The organism is Plantactinospora siamensis (genome assembly GCF_042434095.1).
Taxonomy (GTDB): Bacteria; Actinomycetota; Actinomycetes; order Mycobacteriales; family Micromonosporaceae; genus KBS50.
This window is the reverse complement of record NZ_JBHLUE010000016.1, coordinates 188,085-207,378: the sequence shown is the minus strand read 5'-3', so window position 1 is coordinate 207,378 and position 19,294 is coordinate 188,085. Positions and strand designations below refer to the sequence as shown.

The following is a 19,294-nucleotide window of genomic DNA, read 5'->3' as shown; positions in this document are numbered from 1 at the left end:
GGCCGTACCCGTGGTCAGCCGGCGTGCTTGCGGCGCGCCGTGGCCCGGGCCCGGGCGGTCTGGTCGAGCACCACCTTGCGGATCCGGACGGCGACCGGGGTCACCTCGACGCACTCGTCCTCGCGGCAGAACTCCAGCGCCTGCTCCAGGGACAGCTTGCGCGGCGGGATCACCTTCTCGGTCTCGTCGGCCGTGGAGGAGCGCATGTTGGTGAGCTTCTTCTCCTTGGTGATGTTGACGTCCATGTCGTCGGAGCGGGAGTTCTCTCCGATGATCATGCCCTCGTACACCTCGGTGGTGGGCTCGACGAACAGCGTGCCGCGTTCCTGCAGGTTGAGCATGGCGAACGGGGTCACCACGCCGGACCGGTCGGCCACCAACGACCCGTTGTTGCGGGTCCGCAGCTCGCCGAACCACGGCTCGTACGACTCGAAGACGTGGTGCAGGATGCCGGTGCCCCGGGTGTCGGTGAGGAACTCGGTGCGGAAGCCGATCAGCCCGCGCGCCGGCACCAGCCACTCCATCCGGATCCAGCCGGTGCCGTGGTTGACCAGCTGCTCCATCCGGCCCTTGCGGGTGGCCAGCAGCTGGGTGATCGCGCCCAGGTATTCCTCGGGGGCGTCGATGGTGAGCCGCTCGACCGGCTCGCACACCTTGCCGTCGATCTCCCGGGTGACCACCTGCGGCTTGCCGACGGTCAGCTCGTACGACTCGCGGCGCATCTGCTCGACCAGGATGGCCAGCGCCAGCTCGCCGCGGCCCTGCACCTCCCAGGCGTCGGGCCGCTCGGTGGGCAGCACCCGCAGCGACACGTTGCCGACCAGCTCCTTGTCGAGGCGGTCCTTGACCATCCGGGCCGTGACCTTGGCGCCCTTGACCCGGCCGACCAGCGGGGACGTGTTGGTGCCGATGGTCATCGAGATGGCGGGCTCGTCGACCGTGATCAGCGGCAGCGGGCGGGGGTCGTTCACGTCCGCGAGCGTCTCGCCGATCATGATCTCCGGGATGCCGGCCACCGCGATGATGTCGCCCGGCCCGGCCTGCTCGGCGGGCTTGCGCTCCAGCCCCTCGGTCATCAGCAGCTCGGAGATGCGGACCTTCTCGGTGGTGCCGTCGATGCGGCACCAGGCCACCGTCTCGCCCTTGCGGATCGTGCCCTGGCGGACCCGGCACAGCGCCAGCCGGCCGAGGAACGGCGAGGCGTCGAGGTTGGTGACGTGCGCCTGCAGCGGCGCGTCCTCCTCGTACGCGGGCGCGGGGATCGTGTCGAGCAGGGTGCGGAACAGCGGCTCCAGCGAGGTGCTGTCGGACGGCACCGAGCCGTCGGCGGGCTGGGTGAGCGAGGCGACGCCGTCCCGGGCGCAGGCGTAGACGATCGGGAAGTCGATCTGGGAGTCGTCGGCGTCCAGGTCGAGGAAGAGCTCGTACGTGTCGTCGACCACCTCCTTGATCCGGGCGTCCGGCCGGTCCACCTTGTTGATCACGAGGATGATCGGCATCCGGGCCCGCAGCGCCTTGCGGAGCACGAAGCGGGTCTGCGGCAGCGGGCCCTCGCTCGCGTCGACCAGCAGCACCACGCCGTCGACCATGGTGAGGCCGCGCTCGACCTCGCCGCCGAAGTCGGCGTGGCCGGGGGTGTCGATGATGTTGATGGTGACCGGGTCGCCGTCGTCCGGCCGGTAGCTGATCGCGGTGTTCTTGGCGAGGATCGTGATGCCCTTTTCCCGCTCCAGGTCCATCGAGTCCATCACCCGGTCCGCCATCTCGCCCCGGGCGTGGGCCTGCGCTCCCTGCCGCAACATGGCGTCCACCAGGGTGGTCTTGCCGTGGTCGACGTGCGCGATGATGGCGACGTTACGAAGATCCGAGCGGGTCTGCATGGGGTCCATTCTCGTGGTCGGGCCGATCGGGGCGCGCCGGGGGACCCGTACGCGCAGGCTAATTGATGGTGGCCGGGGTGACCCCGGCCGGCCGGCTGACCGACATGTCCGAAGGGACCGCGGTGCTCGACCTGTCGACGCTGTTGCAGCAGTTGCCGCCGTGGCTCGTCTATGTCGTGGCCGCCGTGCTGGTGGCCGGCGAGACGGCGGTGATCGTCGGACTGCTGGTGCCGGCCGAGGCCACCCTGCTGCTGGTCGGCTTCCTATCATACGCCGGCACGGTCCGGCTTGTTCCCGCCATGATCGTGATGATGGCCGCCGCCGCGGTCGGTGACTCGCTCGGGTTCCGCAGCGGGCGGCGGCACGGTCCCGCCCTGCGGACCGGCCGTCTGGGCGACCGGATCGGGGACCGGCGGTGGGCCCGGGCCGAGCGGATGGTCCGCCGGATGGGCGGCCGCGGCGTGCTGGCGGCCCGCTGGCTGGCCTTCGTGCGGACCGTGCTGCCCCGGCTGGTGGGCGCGGCGGGCATGCCGTACGGCCGGTTCCTGCCGTGGAACCTGGCCGGCGTGCTGAGCTGGGTGGGCAGCACCGTGCTGATCGGCTACCTGGCCGGCGAGTCGTTCCGGCGCGTCTCCGGGCTGCTGGGCGCCGCCACCGGGGCGGTGCTGGCCCTGCTGGCCTGCGTGGTCGTGCTGGTGCTGACCGGGCGCTGGCTGGGCCGCAATCCCGACCCGGTCCGGGCGCTGGCCGCCCGCGGCGCCGCCCTGCCGCCGCTGCGCTGGGCCGGCCGCCGGTACGGCGATCTGGTGCGCCGGCTGTCCGGGCGGGTCGGCGCCGGCTGGGCGCTGGCGCTCAACCTGCTGGCCGGGCTCGGGCTGCTGTTCGGGATCGGGCTCGCCCTGGGCTGGCTGCTGCGAGTGGTCGTCGCGCACAGCGGCCTGGCCGTGGTCGACGGCGCCATCGCCGACTGGTTCGCGGCCCGCCGTACGCCCGGCGCCGTGCAGGCGGCGGTCGCCGTCCTGAGCGTGCTGCGCGGGCCGGTGCTGATTCTCGGTGTGGCGTTGCTCACGCTGCTGCTGGCCGGCCGGTCCGGTCCCGAGGCCGGGCGGGCCCCGGACGCAGGGCGGGCGTCGCGGGCCGGCCTGGACGCCGGGCGGGCGTCGCGGGCCGGTCGGGGCGGCGGGCGTGGCCCGGGTGACGGCCGCGACCCGGAGGCCGAGGGCGGGTCGGCGGCGGGTCGGAGCGGCCTGGTCGGGGCGCTCGGCACGGTCGGCACCTTCGTCCCGTTGCTGCTGCTGGCCGTGGTGGCCGAGCTCACCCAGCCGGACCCGATCCGGGCCGTGCCCGGCCCCACGCCGGCTCCGGTGGCGCTGTTTCCCAGCCAGAACGCGGTGGTGACCGGCAGCCTGTGCACGATGGCCTGGCTGCTGGCCCGCGGTACGCACTGGCCGGTGGCCGTGGCCGGCTGGACCGGCGCGGCGGTCGGGATCGCCACGGTGGCGCTGGCCCGGCTCTACCTCGGCCTCGACACGGCCAGCGAGACCGCCACGGCCGTGCTGCTCGGTCTGTTGTGGACCGTGTTCCTCATGGTGGCCTGGACCACCCGGGACCGCACCCTGGCGGCCGCCGACCGGGGCAGCTTGCCATGATCAACTCGCCCCCACGGATCGATGTCCCGCTGTTACCGTGAGGCCCATGATGCGCGGGGGACCGGACGGGCGTCGGCGGCTGCCGACGGCCGTGCTCGCGGTGGCGATGCTGGTGCTGGCGGGAGCGGCGAGCGGCTGCGGGGGAGCGCACGACTCCACCGCGGGTGACGCGGCGCCGACGGAGGTGGCGGTCGAGGCGACCACGGCCGCCCTCGAGCCGGCCCTGACCGACGCGACCCCGAGCGATGATCCGACGCCGAGCGCCGCCCCGAGCAGGGCGACCGCCCACCCCGCCCCCAGCCGGTCGTCCCGGCCGAAGCCGCGCCGGGCGACCGCCCCAAAGCCGCGGGCCAAGCCGGCGCCGCGCACCGAGGCCAAGCTGCCGCCGCCCCCGCCCAAGCCGGTGCCCGGCTGCACCCCCGTGCACCGCGGGGTAAAGGCCAGCCATGCGCAGGCCCGGGACGCGCTCACGGCGGCGGCCGGCCGCACCTACTGGCCCGGCTCCGCACCAGGCCTCAAGCTGTCCACCAACCTCGTGAAGGCGGTGGCCTGGCAGGAGAGCGGCTGGCAGTCCGACATCGTGGCCTGCGACGGCGGGGTGGGACTCATGCAGGTGATGAAGGACACCGCCACCTTCGTGAACAACCGCTTCGAGCAGTCGTACGACATCAACGACTACCGGGACAACGCGACGCTCGGCGCCAACTACCTCGCCTGGCTGACGAAGTACATCGGCGACCTCTACTTCGACGGCGACTACAGCCTCGACGCGGCCAACTGCGCCACCGAGTTGAACTCCTGCCTGCTCAACGCGGTCATCGCGGCGTACAACTTCGGGCCGGGCGCGGTGGCCACGGACAATGGCCTGGTCATCCCCAACCCGGGGTACGTCCGGAACGTGCGCGCGCTGATGACCGAGTGCGTCTGCCTGAGCTACTGATCCGGCCCGGCCCGGCCCGGCCGCCGGCCCCGGCCGCTCGCCCGGCCGCCGGCCCGGCCACCGGCCCGGGCTGGTAGGAGCCCGGCCCGTACCCGCTCCGGCCCTGTTCGGGCCCGGTTGTCGCTGGCCACGTCGGCCCATAGGGTCGCCGACGGGAGGCGATGGCATGGCGGATGCGGGACGCGCCGGGGTGGTGGCGGGATGATCGGCACGCTGCTGGCCCGGGGCGGCGGCGCCCTGTTGGGCCTGCCGCCCGCCCGCGCCCGCCGGGTGGGCCTCACCCGCGACATCCGGGTCCGCGCCCGGGACGGGGTGCCGCTGCTCACCGATCACTACGCACCCGACCTGCCCGCCGGGCCCGACGTGCCCACGGTCCTGATCCGCACCCCGTACGGGCGGGGCGGCCCGATGCGGCTGCTCGGGAGGTTGCTGGCCGGGCAGGGCTTCCATGCGGTGATCCAGTCCTGCCGCGGCACCTTCGGCTCGGGCGGCCGGTTCGAGCCCTTCGTGTCCGAGAAGGCCGACGGGCTGGACACGGTCGACTGGTTGCGCCGGCAACCGTGGTACGGCGGCCGGTTCGGCATGTTCGGCGCCAGCTACCAGGGCTTCGTGCAGTGGGCCCTGGCCGGCGAGGTTGAGGACCTGCGCGCCATGGTGGCCGTGGTGACCGCTGCCAGCACCCGGGATTCGACGTACGCGGGCGGGGCCTTCTCGCTGGACACCGTCCTCACCTGGGCTGAGCTGCTGGAGGCGCAGGCCGTGCCGTGGCTGGCCCGGCAACTGGAGCTGCGGCGCGGCCAGCCCCGGCTGCTGGCCGGGCTGGCCCACCTGCCGCTGGTCGAGGCCGACCGGGTGGCCACCGGCGGCACCGTCCCGTTTTTCCAGGAATGGCTGCTCGAACACACCCCGGGCGCCGCCTACTGGCGGTCCCGGGTGTTCGACGCGCGCATCGCCGAGGTCCGGACGCCGGTCGCGATGGTCACCGGCTGGCACGACATCTTCCTCCCCGCCCAGCTGGGCGACTACGCCGCGCTGCGGGCCGCCGGTGAGCGGCCGACGCTCACCGTCGGTCCGTGGACGCACGGCAGCCCGGGCCTGCTGGCGGCCGCCCTGCGCGAGGGGGTGCCGTGGCTGCGGTCCGAACTGGCCGGCGCCGAGCCGCCGGCCCGGCCGGCGCCGGTGCGGATCCACGTGGGCGGCGGGGCGGGCTGGCGGGACCTGCCGGACTGGCCGCCGGCCGCCACGCGCACCAGGTGGCACCTGCACCCGGACCGCGGGTTCGCGCCGGCGCCGCCGCCGGTCTCGGCCCCGGACCGGTTCCGGTACGACCCGGCCGACCCGACCCCGTCGCTGGGCGGGCCGTTGCTGGTGGCGCAGCGCGCCGGCCCGGTGGACAACCGTCCGGTCGAGGCGCGCGACGACGTGCTGGTCTACACCGGCGGCCGGCTCGACGCCGCGCTGGAGGTGATCGGGCCGGTCACCGCGGAGGTGCACGTCCGCAGCGAGCTGGGATACTTCGACCTGTTCCTGCGACTGTGCGACGTGGACCGTCGCGGGCGGTCGTGGAACGTCTGCGACGGGCTGGTGCGGGTGGAACCCGGTCGCTTCCCGGTGGCCGCCGACGGGGTGCTGCGGGTGCCGGTGACGCTGTGGCCGGTGGCGCACCGCTTCCGGCCGGGGCACCGGCTCCGGCTCCAGGTCAGCGGTGGCGCGCATCCCCGGTACGCCCGCAACCCCGGCACGGGCGAGCCGTTGGGCAGCGCCGTGCGCATGCGGGCCGGGCACCGGGAGATCTTCCACGACCCGGCCCACCCGTCGGTGGTGCATCTTCCGGTCCTGCCGTCCTGAGGCGCGCCGGCCGTCGCTTGCGTCATGTGAAGTTAGAACTTACCGCTCGAAACGCCTCCATGACGCGCCGGCGGCACGCGTACGGAGATTCACTCATGGTGACATCACTCCACATCCCTTTCTCGCACCCATCAACGTCAGCAAGGATGTCGATGGCCTAGTAGTAGGGTTTGACCAGGCGAAAGGCGATCGGAAGCCCGAGCTGTGTCCTGCTGCGGGGAGGGCGTGATGACGCAGGCACCGCCCAATTTGCTCACTGTACGTAGTTTGCTGTTGCAGTATCTCGATCTTCATCCGGGCACCTCGTCGGTGAGCTCCGACCTCGATCCGACCGAGGTCGGCATCGTGGGTGACCCGTCCCACCGCGGTGGCTACCACTGCGGCTCCGATCGGGTGGTGGCCAACGACTACTCCGTGGTGGAGTCGCCCCGGGACCGGGCCGGGCTCACCATCTACGCCTCGGCGCTGGACGTGGGGTGGTTCGAGGTGGCCACGGCCGGCGGGCCGCAGACCCTGCGCACCTTTTCCTCCTGGTGCGTCACCCAGTGCCGGGCCGACACCCCGGACAGCCGGGACATCCGGGAGATCATCTATTCCCTCGACGGGGTGACCGTGCACCGATGGGACCGGCTGGGTCTGCGCAGCACCGGCGACTCAACACACCTTTACCACACCCACTTCAGCTTCTTCCGCGACGCCACGAAGGCAAACCGGGATCTCCGCCCGCTCTTCGTGCGCTACCTGACCGACATCGGTCTGATCAGACCGCCACCGGAGGCCGACATGCAACAGTCCGACAAGCTCCTCTACGACACCGGATACGACGCCCGCACGGTGGGGCACGTCCTGGCCGACCTGGAGAACCTGCGCAACTGGTTGGTGACCCCGGTGGGCGGAAGCGGGCTCGTCGGACCGCCCGAGGACGGCTCGCCGGCCATGCTGCTGTTGGCCATGGCTCAGGCGTACCCGAGGCTGACCGCTCAGGTCAGCCAGTTGGCCGGCAAGGACTTCACCGACGAGCCAGCCATCATCGCCGGCGTGCTGGCCGGGCTCTCGCCCGCGGCGATCGCGGCGGCCATTCCGCCCACCATCGCCCAGCAGGTGGTCGACGAACTGGCCGCCCGGCTGGCGGCGGGGAGCGGCCGTACGGTCGCGCCGGGCATCGTCCCGCCACCGCGCTAGCGACCGACCCCGCCGGTCCGGCCGGGTCCGGCCGGCCGGGCGGTTCGACCCGGCCGGGTGGCGAGCCAGGCGTCCTCGGCCCGGTAGTCGAAGAATTCTCCGGTACGGCCGGCCATGTACGGGAACACCTCGCGCCAGTCGCGGTCCCGGGCGGCGCCGATCAGCCAGCCCACCGTGGCGGGCAGCGTCCCGGCGTAGTCGGACAGCGGCCGGTAGCCCAGCTCCCGCTCGGCGGCGGTCATGTCGAGCACGAACGGCCACCGCAGGGACCAGGGTGTCTCGCCGACCGGCGGCGCCGGCGACGGCCCGTCGATGAGCACCTCCTCGGCGGGGTCGTCGAGGAGGGCGGCGATCGCCGCGCCGATCTCGCGGACCGTCGGCGCGTCCGGGTCGCCGGCGTTGAGCACCCGGGACCCGGGGCGGGCCGCGGCCAGCCGGATCAGCTCGGCCAGGTTCCGGGTCGAGATCGGCTGGAACCGGCTGGCGCCGCCGTGCGTGAGGATGCGCACCGGGCGGCGGTCCAGGGCCCGCTTGACGAAGTGCCACTCCCGGGGGAAGACCGTGTGCGGCCCGTGGATCGTGCCGGCCCGCAGCAGGGTGCTGGGCAGCCGGTCGCCGGCCGCCAGCAACCGGCGCTCCAGATCGACCTTGCCGCCCGCGTAGTCACCGGCGCCTCGTTCGTCGGCGCCGCCGGCCCCCGTGCGTTGGCGCTCGGTCACCGGCACCGGAAAGCGGGCGTCCTCGGCGCCGAACGCGCGCCCGTCGTCGTCGGTGTAGACGGCGCCGGTGGAGATCACCACGGCCGAGCCGATCCGGTCGGCCAGCCCGAGCAGCTGGTCGGCGTGCCGCCGGCCGTACGCGACCATGTCGACGACCACGTCGCAGCCGGCGCCCACGGCGGCGGCCAGCGCGGCGTCGTCCTCGCGGTCCAGCCGGACCGGCTCGACGCCCAGCTCGGCCGGCCAGGGCGGCCCGGTCCGCTCGCCCCGCGCGGCGGCCCGGACCCGCCACCCGTCGCCGGCGAGCGCGGCCACCGTCGCCCGCCCGACCTGCCCGCTCGCCCCGATCACCAGCGCCGTCTTCGTCATGCCCCGACGTTAGGCGGCGGCCGGCCCGAGCCGAAAGGATCTTCTGCCGCCGGCAGAATGACGTCCTGCCGGCGGGTCCGGCCGGTTGTCAGGAGGCGCCGGCCGGCAGGTCGAGCGCGTACGAGCGGCCGGCCGGCCGGAAGCCGAGCCGGGCGTAGTACGGCGCCACCATGTCCGGCGGGGTGACCACCCGGCGGAAGCCGCGCGCGGTGAACAGCCGGCTGCGCCGGTAGACGAACTCGCCCGGGGTGAGGTCGCGGAACCGTGGCGTGACGTAGTCGAGTTCGATCTGCGCCACCCCGTTCCCGGCGGCGCGCACCAGCATGACCCCCACCACCTCGTCGGCGCGCAGCACCAGGAAGGCGGACCGGCCCGGCGCCGGCTCCACCCCGTCGGCAGCCCAGGTGAAGCCGGGGTTGAACCGGGCGATGTCGGCGGCGTGCACCCGCAGCACGTGCTCGAGGAAGCCGTCGTCGGTGCCCACCTCCACCACCTGGTACGTCCGGTCGTCGTGCCGGGTGGCCACCATCCGGACCAGGTACCAGATGTTGATCACGGCGAGCACCACGTTCAGACCGACCATGGGCCACACGGCCAGGGCGGCGTTGAAGCCGATCAGCACCACGCAGCCGACCAGGTTGAGCGCCCGCAGCCGCAGGAGGCGGGTCTGCAGCAGGGACCAGACCAGCAGCGCGGAGCCGATCCAGCCGATCACGTCGAGCCAGTTCACCCGGTGCACCCTAGTGGCACGGGCATTGACCAGCCCAATCGCGCGGCCGTCGAATCCGGGTCAGGCCGGCGGCCCGTCCGCGGGCCGGGCGTTCGGCGTCGCCTCGCCCCCGTCGGTGGCGCCGCCGGAGGGCGGCAGCAGGTCACGGACCGGCGCCGTCGCGTCCGGTCCGTACCTCATGATCTGCAGATAGAGCAGCGTGGCGTCGTCGACACCCTCCTCGTCGCCGGTGGTGAGCAGGTCCAACAGCAGCCCCCGGCTGACCGCCAGGCCGAGCCGCGCCTGGGCGCGGGCCTCCCGCTCCGGGACGCCGAGGGAACGCAGTCGAGCCACGGCGGGGCGCAGCCAGTCCTCGACGAGCCCGTCGAGCAGCCCGCTGGCGTAGGGCCGGCCCTGCAGCGCCTGGCTGTAGACCTCGAAGAAGAGCCGTGCCTGTGGCCTGATCGCCGGGTCGCGCATCAGCTGCCACAACCCCCGGGCCACGTCCAGTGGCGACTGGTCGAGGTCGGCCTCCATCGCGAGCAGGGCTTCGCGGTTCCGCTCCTCGATGGCCTTGACGACGGCGACCAGCAGGCCCTCCTTGGACCCGAAGTGATAGATCAGCATCCGGTGACTGGTGCCCAGGGCGGTCGCGAGCTGACGCAGGCTCAGATCGCTGATGCCCTGCTCGGCGAGCTGACCGATGGCCGCGTCCAGCAGTCGCTGCCGGGCCGTGCCCGCTGAGGGTTGCTGGTCGTCATCCATGTACCGTATGGTACATGTACCAGGTGGTACAGGAGTGGCGGCACGGGGGCGCCGCGCCCGCCCGCGGCTGGCGGTCGGCGCGCTCCCTGGCCCAGCATCCCATGGCGAGAGCGAGGAACGATGCGGTACGTGGCCCGGGTGACCATCGAGGCCTCCGCCGAGGAGGTCTGGCAGGTGCTGTCCGACGTTCGACGATGGCCGGAGTGGACCCCCACGATGAGCCGGGTCGAGGTGCTTGAGGACGGGCCGCTGCGGGTGGGCAGCCGGGCCCGGGTGCGGCAGCCCCGGCTGCGTGAGGCGACCTGGACGGTGTGCCGTCTCGAACCCGGCCGATCGTTCGCCTGGGTGACGAGGGCGGCCGGGCTGCGCTGCCTCGGTGACCACGTGGTGACGCCGGGACCGGACGGCACGCACGTGGAACTCGTCGCGGAACTCACCGGCCCGTTCGAACCGCTCACCCGGCCGATCTACGGTCGGCTGTTCCAGCGGTACGTCGAGACCGAGGGCGCCTCGCTCAAGCGCCTCTGCGAGTCCGGCGTCCCGGGACGGCCCTCCGACGCCGGCCACCTCAACGGTTGAGCGGCTCGCCGGCCCGGCCGGCTACCAGCCGCGGGCGCGCCAGTCGGGCAGCGCCGGACGCTCGGCGCCGAGCGTGGTGTCCTTGCCATGGCCCGGATAGACCCAGGTCTCGTCCGGGAGCCGGCCGAACACCTTCTGCTCCACGTCGTCGATCAGGCTGGCGAACGCCGCCGCGTCCTGATGGGTGTTGCCCACTCCACCGGGAAACAACGAGTCCCCGGTGAACAGGTGCGGGTCGCCCGCCGGATCCCGGTACAGCAGGGCGATCGAGCCGGGGGTGTGCCCGACGAGGTGGATGACATCGAGAGCGCAGTCGCCGACGCGCACCGTCTCGCCGTCGCTGACCGTGTCCGAGGCGATGGGCAGGCCCTCGGCGTCGTCGACGTGCACCAGCGAGCGGGCCCCGGTGGTGGCGACGACCTCCTCCAGGGCCACCCAGTGGTCCATGTGCCGGTGGGTGGTGACCACCGTGGCGAGGCCGCCGTCCCCGATCAGCTCGAGCAGCCGCGGCGCCTCGTTGGCCGCGTCGATGAGAAGCTGGTCGCCGGTGGACCGGCAGCTCAGCAGGTAGGCGTTGTTGTCCATCGGTCCCACGGAGACCTTGGTGATGGTGAGGTGGGGCAGCTCGCGCACGTCCGTCGGGCCGCCGGTGGTGACGTCTCCGGTGTAGGTCATCGGTATCTCTAGATCCATTCGGGTGGGGTCGGCAGGGGTCCGTCGGGGCTCACCGTAAGCCCCGCGCCTTCCGAACGGCCGATCAGCCACGCGGCGATCCGGTTCACCGGTCCGGAAATCGCCGGCGCCCCCTCCGGCTCGCCCACGGTCAGCTCGTGCCGCCCCTCGTCCGGGCGCAGCACGAGCGCCGAGCTCCCCGGCCGGTGGCCCAGGTCGGCCACCACCTCGTGCAGCAGCCGGAGCGCGAACGCCGCCGGCCAGTCGTCCGGCGCGTACCCGGCGTCGAGGTCGGCGTGGTGCACCTCCACCTCGCGCAGCCGGCCCCACACCAGGGTGGCGGCGAGCTGCGGACGGCCCCGGACGATCACCTCCGCGGCCCAGGCCTCCGGCGGCATCCCCGCGCAGGCGTCCGCGAACCGCGCCGCGGCCGCGCGCACGTCGGCCGCCAGGTCCGCGGCGGAGCGGTCCGCGCCGGCCGCGATGTCCGCGGCCCGGGCCTCGTCATTGGGGTACGCCGGCACGCGGGCGCCGGTACGCGCCGAGGTCAGCAGCCTGCCGTACGCGTCGGCGGACCGGGCCAGATGGGTGAGCACGTGGCCGCGGCTCCAACCGGGCAGCAGCGACGGATCGCGCGCCGCCGCGTCGTCCAACCCGTCGGCCGTCCGGAACAGACGCTCGGTGGCCCGGTCAACCTCGGGGAGCAGCACGAGTGGGTCAACGGTCACGCCTGGAGACCCTAGCCGGTCGGACCGCGCCGGCCGTACCGGAAATCGCTTCCGGTGCGCGCGACCCGCCGCCTACCGTCAAGGTGCGACGCATCACCCGGGTTGCGGAAAGGAGGTGGGAGCATGCCCGTCTTCGTGCGCGCGCCGAACCTTCCCGCCTCCTCTTTTCCGAAGGGCTGACATGACTGTCGACCTCACCGCGCTGGGCTGGAGCCCGGCGCTGGCCGAACACGCCGCCCGGTGCGGCGCGGGGCTGCGGCCGGGCCGGGTCGTCCGGGCCGACCGCGGCGTGCTCACCACGCTGTGCGCCGAGGGACCGGTCCGGGCCACCGTCGCCGGCTCGCTGCTCGCGGCGGCCGCCGCCGACCCCGCCCAGCTGCCCTGCGCCGGCGACTGGGTGCTCGTCCGCGATTGGCCGGACGACCGGATCACGGCCGAGCGCCGGCTGCCGCGGTCCACCGCGGTCGTCCGGCGGACCGCCGGCAAGGACTCCACCGGCCAGGTGCTGGCCGCCAACCTCGACACGGCGGCCGTCGTCGAACCGGTCCATCCCGAGCCGGACATCGGCCGGATCGAGCGGCTGCTCGCGCTCGCCTGGGAGTCCGGCGCGCTGCCCGTGGTGGTGCTCACCAAGTGCGATCTGGCGGCCGATCCGGCGGCGGTGGCCGCCCAGGTGGCCGAGGTGGCCCCCCGGGTGCCGGTGCTGCCGGTGAGCGCGCACCGGCCGGGCGGCCTCGACGCGCTGCGCCCGTTCGTCGCGCCCGGCCGCACGCTCGGCCTGCTCGGCCCGTCCGGCGCCGGCAAGTCCTCGCTGGTCAACGGCCTGGTCGGCAGCACCGCCATGGCCACCCAGACGATCCGTCGGGTCGACGGCAAGGGCCGGCACACCACCACCTACCGGGCGCTGATCCCGGTGCCGGGCGGGGGCGCCGTGCTGGACACCCCCGGCATCCGGGCGGTCGGCCTGCAGTCCGCCGCGGACGGGCTGGACCGGGCCTTCGCCGACGTGGCCGAGCTGGTCGCGGCCTGCCGGTTCGGGGACTGCCGGCACGGGGTGGAGCCCGGCTGCGCGGTCCGGGTCGCGCTGGAGGACGGGGAGCTCGCCCCGCGACGCTGGGAGAGCTGGCAGCGGCTGCACCGGGAGGTGGCCGTGGAGACGGATCGCCGGGATGCCCGGCTGGCGGCGCAGCGCTCCGACTGGCGACGCCAGCGGCACGTCCGCCGGCACGGCCGCTCCCTGCCACCCCCACCCCGCCCCTTCACCAGCTGACCCTGGGGGAATGTGCCGGTGGGGAAAAGTGTCATACCCCAGGGCTAGAGTTGCCGAGGCGTCTCTTCCGCCGGCAGTTCCGGACAGAACCACCCTTTCTTCTCCCCGGGAGTACCCTGACCGTGGCCGATCGACTGATCATCCGTGGCGCGCGTGAGCACAACCTGCGTGACGTGAGCCTTGACCTGCCCCGGGACGCGCTGATCGTGTTCACCGGCCTGTCCGGGTCGGGCAAGTCGAGCCTGGCGTTCGACACGATCTTCGCCGAGGGCCAGCGGCGGTACGTCGAGTCGCTCTCGTCGTACGCGCGGCAGTTCCTCGGCCAGATGGACAAGCCCGACGTCGACTTCATCGAGGGGCTCAGCCCGGCGGTCTCCATCGACCAGAAGTCGACCTCGCGCAACCCCCGGTCCACGGTCGGCACGATCACCGAGGTCTACGACTACCTGCGGCTGCTCTTCGCCCGCGTCGGCGAGCCGCACTGTCCGGTCTGCGGCGAGCGGATCTCCAAGCAGAGCCCGCAGCAGATCGTCGACCGGGTGCTCGCGATGGCCGAGGGCACCAAGTTCATGGTGCTGGCGCCGGTGATCCGGGGCCGCAAGGGTGAGTACGTCGACCTCTTCGCCGAGCTGCAGTCCAAGGGCTACGCCCGGGCCCGGGTGGACGGGGTGGTCCACCCGCTGACCGAGCCGCCCAAGCTCAAGAAGCAGGAGAAGCACACCATCGAGGTGGTGGTGGACCGGCTCACGGTCAAGACCAGCGCCAAGCAGCGGCTCACCGACTCGGTGGAGTCGGCCCTGGCCCTGTCCGGCGGACTGGTGCTGCTCGACTTCGTCGACCTGGACGAGGGCGACCCCAACCGGGAGCGCCGCTACTCGGAGCACCTCGCCTGCCCCAACGACCACCCGCTGGCCATCGAGGACCTCGAGCCCCGGGTCTTCTCCTTCAACGCGCCGTACGGCGCCTGCCCCGAGTGCACCGGCCTGGGCACCAAGAAGGAGGTCGACCCGGAGCTGGTGGTCCCCGACCCGGAGCGCACGCTGCGGGACGGCGCGATCCAGCCGTGGTCCGGGGGGCACACGCTCGACTACTTCCTGCGCCTCCTGGAGGCGTTGGGCGACGCCCAGCACTTCGACCTGGACACGCCGTGGCGCAAGCTGCCGTCCCGGGCGCAGAAGACGATCCTGCACGGCTCCGACGACCAGGTCCACGTGCGCTACCGCAACAAGTACGGCCGCGAGCGGTCCTACTACACCGGCTTCGAGGGCGTGGTGCAGTGGATCGAGCGCCGGCACTCGGACACCGAGTCGGACTGGTCCCGCGACAAGTACGAGGGCTACATGCGGGACGTGCCCTGCGCGTCCTGCGGCGGCGCCCGGCTCAAGCCCGAGGTGCTGGCCGTGACCCTGGCCGGGCGCAGCATCGCCGAGGTCTGCGCGCTGTCGGTGGGCGAGTGCGCCGAGCTGCTGGCCGCGATGACGCTGACCGACCGGCAGAAGCTGATCGCCGAGCGGGTGCTCAAGGAGATCAACGCCCGGCTGCGGTTCCTGGTCGACGTCGGCCTGGACTACCTCTCCCTGGACCGGCCCGCCGGGACGCTGTCCGGTGGCGAGGCGCAGCGGATCCGGCTGGCCACGCAGATCGGCTCGGGCCTGGTGGGCGTGCTGTACGTGCTGGACGAGCCGTCCATCGGGCTGCACCAGCGGGACAACCACCGGCTCATCGAGACGCTGGTCCGGCTCCGGGGGCTGGGCAACACGCTGATCGTGGTGGAGCACGACGAGGACACCATCCGGACCGCCGACTGGGTGGTCGACATCGGGCCGGGCGCCGGGGAGCACGGCGGCAAGATCGTGCACAGCGGTTCGGTGCCGGACCTGCTCGACAACTCCGAGTCGCTCACCGGGGCCTACCTGGCCGGCCGCCGGTCGATCCCGACGCCGGCGCACCGGCGACCGCAGACCGCCGGCCGGGAGATCGTGGTGCACGGCGCGCGGGAGCACAACCTGCGCAACATCACCGTGAGCTTCCCGCTGGGCCAGCTCATCGCCGTGACCGGGGTCAGCGGATCGGGCAAGTCCACGCTGGTCAACGACATCCTGCACGCCGTACTGGCCAATCAGATCAACGGTGCCCGGCTGGTGCCCGGCCGGCACACCCGGGTCAGCGGCCTGGACCAGGTCGACAAGGTGGTCGGCGTCGACCAGTCACCCATCGGCCGGACCCCGCGGTCCAACCCGGCCACCTACACCGGGGTCTGGGACCACGTCCGCAAGCTCTTCGCCGAGACCACCGAGGCCAAGGTCCGGGGGTACGGTCCGGGCCGGTTCTCGTTCAACGTCAAGGGCGGCCGGTGCGAGGCGTGCAGCGGTGACGGCACCATCAAGATCGAGATGAACTTCCTGCCCGACGTGTACGTCCCCTGCGAGGTGTGCAAGGGCGCCCGGTACAACCGGGAGACCCTGGAGGTGCACTACAAGGGCAAGACGGTCTCCGACGTGCTGGAGATGCCCATCGAGGAGGCCGCCGCGTTCTTCGAGCCGATCCCGGCGATCCACCGGCACCTCAAGACCCTGGTCGACGTGGGCCTCGGCTACGTCCGGCTGGGCCAGCCGGCGCCCACTCTCTCCGGCGGCGAGGCGCAGCGGGTCAAGCTGGCCTCCGAGCTGCAGAAGCGGTCCACCGGACGGACGGTCTACGTGCTGGACGAGCCGACCACCGGCCTGCACTTCGAGGACATCCGCAAGCTGCTCACCGTGCTGCAGGGCCTGGTGGACAAGGGCAACACGGTGATCACCATCGAGCACAACCTCGATGTGATCAAGACGGCCGACTGGGTGATCGACATGGGTCCCGAGGGTGGTCACCGGGGCGGCACGGTGCTGGCCACCGGCAGCCCGGAGGAACTGGCCGAGGTGCCCGAGAGCCACACCGGGCAGCATCTGCGGCACGTCCTCGGGCTCGCCGGCGCCGCGGCCGGAGCGCCGGCCGCCGTGGCGCGGGGGGCCAAGGCCAACGGGTCGACCACGACCCGGAGCCGGGCCGCGACCCGGTCCCGGCGTACCGCGTCGAAGGTCTGATCCGGTACGCCGACGCCGACGCCGACGCCGACGCCGGTCTCGGCGTGCCGCGTCGAGGGTCTGATCCGGTACGCCGGCGCGGCCGCCGGACCGGGCGTACCGCGTCAATGGCCTGATCCGGACGGCGACGCCACTGAACCGGCCGGTGTGATAGGCCGTGTCTCTACCTGGACATGTCTGGAGGCCGCGCCGGCCTCGCGGCCGAGAGAGGGATCGAGCATGAGCGATGACCGGATGACCAGCACTGCCCCGGGCGAGGCGGCGGAGACGGCGGACCTGCCCCGGCGTGCGCTGCTGGCCGGGGCCGGCGCGGCGGGTGCCGCGGTCCTGCTGGCCGGCTGCGGCAGTTCAGATGACGACAAGCCAGCCGGTGGCGACTCCGCCGGCGCGCCGGCGGGTTCCGCACCGACCGCCGGCGCGCCAGCGGGTTCCGCACCCAGCGCCACCGGGGGAGGGGACGGCGGGACCGCGCTGGCCAAGACGTCCGAGATCCCGGTGGGCGGCGGGAAGATCTTCGCCGCGCAGCGCCTGGTGGTCACCCAGCCGGCGGCCGGCCAGTTCAAGGCGTTCAGTGCCATCTGCACCCACCAGGGCTGCCCGGTGTCCAAGATCGAGAGCGGCACGATCATCTGCCGCTGCCACAACAGCCGGTTCGCCATCACCGACGGCTCGGTAAAGGGTGGGCCGGCGCCGAAGCCGCTGGAGCCGCGGGACGTCACGGTGAAGGGCGACAACATCACCCTCGCCTGAGACCGAGCGCCGGACCGCACCGGTCGGCGCCGCCCGCCGTGGCGCGGCGCGGTCGTGTTGATCATGAGGCTGTCACCGCCTCGCGGCGGCAGCTTCATGATCGATCCAGCCGGACACGCGGTGGGAAATCGTGACGGGGGGTCGGACTACGCTGGAAGCGTGGCAGACCCGTCGACCTACCGTCCCGCTCCCGGCACCATCCCGGAGTCGCCGGGCGTCTATCGGTTCCGGGACGCCACCGGCCGGGTGATCTACGTCGGCAAGGCCAAAAATCTGCGCAGCCGGCTCAACTCCTACTTCGCCGATCCGTGGGGCCTGCACCAGCGCACCCGGCAGATGGTCACCACCGCCGCCTCGGTGGACTGGATCACCGTGGGCACCGAGGTCGAGGCGCTCCAGCAGGAGTTCACCTGGATCAAGCAGTACGACCCCCGGTTCAACGTCCGCTACCGGGACGACAAGTCCTACCCCTACCTCGCCGTCACGCTCGACGAGGAATACCCGCGGCTGCAGGTGATGCGGGGGGCCAAGCGCAAGGGCGTGCGCTACTTCGGCCCGTACTCGCACGCCTGGGCCATCCGCGAGACGCTCGACCTGCTGCTGCGGGTCTTCCCGGCGCGGACCTGCTCGTCCGGGGTGTTCAAGCGGGCCGGGCAGGTCGGCCGGCCGTGCCTGCTGGGCGACATCGGGAAGTGCTCGGCGCCGTGCGTGGGTCGGGTGTCGTCGGCCGAGCACCGGCAGATCGTCGACAGCTTCTGCGACTTCATGGCCGGTCGCACCGACACGATGGCGCGGCGGCTCGAGCGGGAGATGACCGAGGCCAGCGCGGCGCTGGAGTTCGAGCTGGCGGCCCGGCTCCGGGACGACCTGGCGGCGCTGCGCCGGGCCACCGAGAAGCAGGCCGTGGTCCTCGGCGACGGCACCGACGCCGACGTGGTGGCGTTCGCGGAGGATCCGCTGGAGGCCGCCGTTCAGGTCTTCCACGTCCGGGACGGGCGGGTACGCGGCCAGCGTGGTTGGGTGGTGGAAAAGGTGGAGGACCTGGCCACCGGCGATCTGGTCCACCACTTCTGCACCCAGGTCTACGGCGCGGAGCAGGGCGAGGCGGACGTGCCGCGCGAGCTGCTGGTGCCGGCCCTGCCGGCGGACGCCGACGCGCTGGCCGACTGGCTGTCCGGCAAGCGGGGCAGCCGGGTCAACCTGCGGGTGCCGCAGCGCGGCGACAAGCGGGCCCTGCTGGAGACCGTCGGCCGGAACGCGGCCGAGGCGCTGACCCGGCACAAGCTGCGCCGCTCCGGCGACCTCACCACCCGCAGCCAGGCGCTCGACGAGATCGCCGACGCGCTCGGGATGGGCACGGCGCCGCTGCGGATCGAGTGCTACGACGTCTCCCAGATCCAGGGCACCGACGTGGTGGCCAGCATGGTGGTGTTCGAGGACGGGTTGCCCCGCAAGGGCGAGTACCGCCGGTTCGCGGTCCGGGGCGCCACGGATGACCTGTCCGCGCTGTCCGAGGTGCTGCGCCGGCGGTTCGCTCGTTATCTGGAGAGCCGGGCCGAGACCGGCGAGATCGGTGCCGAGACCGAGGTGGACCCGGACCGCCCGGGCATCGATCCCACCACGGGCCGGCCGCGCAAGTTCGCGTACCCGCCGCAGCTGGTGGTGGTGGACGGCGGCCAGCCGCAGGTGGCCGCGGCGGCCGCGGTGCTGGCCAACCTCGGCATCGAGGACATCGCCCTGTGCGGCCTGGCCAAGCGGATGGAGGAGGTGTGGCTGCCCGGCGACGACTTCCCGGTGATCCTGCCCCGCGGCTCGGAGGCGCTCTACCTGATGCAACGGGTCCGGGACGAGGCGCACCGGTTCGCCATCACCTACCACCGGCAGCGCCGGTCCAAGCGGATGACCGTGTCCGGGCTCGACGACGTGCCGGGCCTGGGTGAGGTACGCCGCAAGGCGCTGCTGCGCCACTTCGGCTCGGTGAAGCGGCTGGCGGCGGCCAGCGTGGACGAGATCACCGAGGTGCCCGGGGTGGGCCGGCGGACCGCCGAGGCGATCCTGGCGGCATTGAGCGGGCAGGCCGCGCCGCCGACGACCTGATCACCGGCGCATCGGTCCTGTTCGCCGGCGGTTCCCCGGTCGCCGTCGGCGACCGGG

15 protein-coding genes are annotated in these 19,294 nt (G+C 73.2%); 9 read left to right on the top strand and 6 right to left on the bottom strand.

Annotation, left to right across the window (positions count from 1 at the left end; translation table 11 throughout):
• Positions 1 to 14 precede the first annotated feature (14 nt).
• Positions 15 to 1,880, bottom strand: a complete 1,866-nt coding sequence (gene typA, locus ACFFHU_RS18375) for a translational GTPase TypA (RefSeq protein ID WP_377340506.1) — start codon at positions 1,878 to 1,880, stop codon at positions 15 to 17.
• A 122-nt stretch (positions 1,881 to 2,002) separates the two neighbouring features.
• On the opposite strand from typA, the gene ACFFHU_RS18370 reads away from it, so the two are divergent.
• From ACFFHU_RS18370 to ACFFHU_RS18355, 4 genes are all read left to right on the top strand, one after another.
• Positions 2,003 to 3,529: a VTT domain-containing protein gene (locus tag ACFFHU_RS18370; RefSeq protein ID WP_377341200.1), complete on the top strand. Its 1,527-nt coding sequence runs from the start codon at positions 2,003 to 2,005 to the stop codon at positions 3,527 to 3,529.
• A gap of 46 nt (positions 3,530 to 3,575) precedes the next feature.
• The gene (locus tag ACFFHU_RS18365; RefSeq protein ID WP_377340504.1) at positions 3,576 to 4,469 is read left to right on the top strand and encodes a lytic transglycosylase domain-containing protein; all 894 of its coding nucleotides are present in this window, start codon (positions 3,576 to 3,578) and stop codon (positions 4,467 to 4,469) included.
• Between the two features lie 201 nt (positions 4,470 to 4,670).
• Complete coding sequence (locus tag ACFFHU_RS18360; RefSeq protein ID WP_377340502.1) at positions 4,671 to 6,317, top strand: CocE/NonD family hydrolase; 1,647 nt, start codon at positions 4,671 to 4,673, stop codon at positions 6,315 to 6,317.
• Between the two features lie 228 nt (positions 6,318 to 6,545).
• A complete protein-coding gene (locus ACFFHU_RS18355) occupies positions 6,546 to 7,499 on the top strand; it encodes a hypothetical protein (RefSeq protein ID WP_377340501.1) in 954 nt (317 codons plus the stop codon).
• Here ACFFHU_RS18355 and ACFFHU_RS18350 read toward each other — a convergent pair.
• The 3 genes from ACFFHU_RS18350 to ACFFHU_RS18340 all read right to left on the bottom strand — a co-directional run bounded on the left by ACFFHU_RS18350 (position 7,496) and on the right by ACFFHU_RS18340 (position 10,061).
• Entirely contained in the window at positions 7,496 to 8,587 is a 1,092-nt protein-coding gene (locus ACFFHU_RS18350; protein WP_377340499.1) for an NAD-dependent epimerase/dehydratase family protein, read from the bottom strand. The two genes, ACFFHU_RS18355 and ACFFHU_RS18350, sit on opposite strands and share 4 nt — an antisense overlap.
• Positions 8,588 to 8,675: 88 nt before the next feature.
• Entirely contained in the window at positions 8,676 to 9,317 is a 642-nt protein-coding gene (locus ACFFHU_RS18345; protein ID WP_377340497.1) for a hypothetical protein, read from the bottom strand.
• A 60-nt stretch (positions 9,318 to 9,377) separates the two neighbouring features.
• Entirely contained in the window at positions 9,378 to 10,061 is a 684-nt protein-coding gene (locus tag ACFFHU_RS18340) for a TetR/AcrR family transcriptional regulator (RefSeq protein ID WP_377340495.1), read from the bottom strand.
• A gap of 120 nt (positions 10,062 to 10,181) precedes the next feature.
• On the opposite strand from ACFFHU_RS18340, the gene ACFFHU_RS18335 reads away from it, so the two are divergent.
• Positions 10,182 to 10,640, top strand: coding sequence for an SRPBCC family protein (locus ACFFHU_RS18335; RefSeq protein WP_377340493.1), 459 nt, complete (start codon positions 10,182 to 10,184; stop codon positions 10,638 to 10,640).
• A gap of 21 nt (positions 10,641 to 10,661) precedes the next feature.
• Here the strand turns inward: ACFFHU_RS18335 and ACFFHU_RS18330 are convergent, their stop codons facing one another.
• A complete protein-coding gene (locus ACFFHU_RS18330) occupies positions 10,662 to 11,315 on the bottom strand; it encodes an MBL fold metallo-hydrolase (protein WP_377340491.1) in 654 nt (217 codons plus the stop codon).
• 8 nt (positions 11,316 to 11,323) lie between these two features.
• Positions 11,324 to 12,040 (bottom strand): maleylpyruvate isomerase family mycothiol-dependent enzyme, encoded by a 717-nt coding sequence (locus ACFFHU_RS18325; protein WP_377340488.1) that lies wholly within the window; start codon positions 12,038 to 12,040, stop codon positions 11,324 to 11,326.
• Positions 12,041 to 12,221: 181 nt separating this feature from the next.
• Here ACFFHU_RS18325 and rsgA point away from each other — a divergent pair, with 181 nt between their 5' ends.
• The 4 genes from rsgA to uvrC all read left to right on the top strand — a co-directional run bounded on the left by rsgA (position 12,222) and on the right by uvrC (position 19,237).
• Positions 12,222 to 13,310, top strand: a complete 1,089-nt coding sequence (rsgA, locus tag ACFFHU_RS18320) for a ribosome small subunit-dependent GTPase A (protein WP_377340486.1) — start codon at positions 12,222 to 12,224, stop codon at positions 13,308 to 13,310.
• A 122-nt stretch (positions 13,311 to 13,432) separates the two neighbouring features.
• A complete protein-coding gene (uvrA, locus tag ACFFHU_RS18315; protein ID WP_377340485.1) occupies positions 13,433 to 16,390 on the top strand; it encodes an excinuclease ABC subunit UvrA in 2,958 nt (985 codons plus the stop codon).
• 219 nt (positions 16,391 to 16,609) lie between these two features.
• Positions 16,610 to 17,140: a Rieske (2Fe-2S) protein gene (locus tag ACFFHU_RS18310; RefSeq protein WP_377340483.1), complete on the top strand. Its 531-nt coding sequence runs from the start codon at positions 16,610 to 16,612 to the stop codon at positions 17,138 to 17,140.
• A gap of 159 nt (positions 17,141 to 17,299) precedes the next feature.
• Positions 17,300 to 19,237: an excinuclease ABC subunit UvrC gene (uvrC, locus tag ACFFHU_RS18305; RefSeq protein WP_377340481.1), complete on the top strand. Its 1,938-nt coding sequence runs from the start codon at positions 17,300 to 17,302 to the stop codon at positions 19,235 to 19,237.
• Positions 19,238 to 19,294: the final 57 nt, after the last annotated feature.

What these genes read in the sequence shown, in the direction of transcription:
- typA (WP_377340506.1), bottom strand. Translation starts at nt 1,880, where the DNA reads ATGCAGACCCGCTCGGATCTTCGTAACGTCGCCATCATCGCGCACGTC.
- ACFFHU_RS18310 (WP_377340483.1), top strand. Translation starts at nt 16,610, where the DNA reads ATGAGCGATGACCGGATGACCAGCACTGCCCCGGGCGAGGCGGCGGAG.
- ACFFHU_RS18330 (WP_377340491.1), bottom strand. Translation starts at nt 11,315, where the DNA reads ATGACCTACACCGGAGACGTCACCACCGGCGGCCCGACGGACGTGCGC.
- ACFFHU_RS18340 (WP_377340495.1), bottom strand. Translation starts at nt 10,061, where the DNA reads ATGGATGACGACCAGCAACCCTCAGCGGGCACGGCCCGGCAGCGACTG.
- ACFFHU_RS18335 (WP_377340493.1), top strand. Translation starts at nt 10,182, where the DNA reads ATGCGGTACGTGGCCCGGGTGACCATCGAGGCCTCCGCCGAGGAGGTC.
- ACFFHU_RS18360 (WP_377340502.1), top strand. Translation starts at nt 4,671, where the DNA reads ATGATCGGCACGCTGCTGGCCCGGGGCGGCGGCGCCCTGTTGGGCCTG.
- ACFFHU_RS18355 (WP_377340501.1), top strand. Translation starts at nt 6,546, where the DNA reads ATGACGCAGGCACCGCCCAATTTGCTCACTGTACGTAGTTTGCTGTTG.
- ACFFHU_RS18365 (WP_377340504.1), top strand. Translation starts at nt 3,576, where the DNA reads ATGATGCGCGGGGGACCGGACGGGCGTCGGCGGCTGCCGACGGCCGTG.
- rsgA (WP_377340486.1), top strand. Translation starts at nt 12,222, where the DNA reads ATGACTGTCGACCTCACCGCGCTGGGCTGGAGCCCGGCGCTGGCCGAA.
- ACFFHU_RS18350 (WP_377340499.1), bottom strand. Translation starts at nt 8,587, where the DNA reads ATGACGAAGACGGCGCTGGTGATCGGGGCGAGCGGGCAGGTCGGGCGG.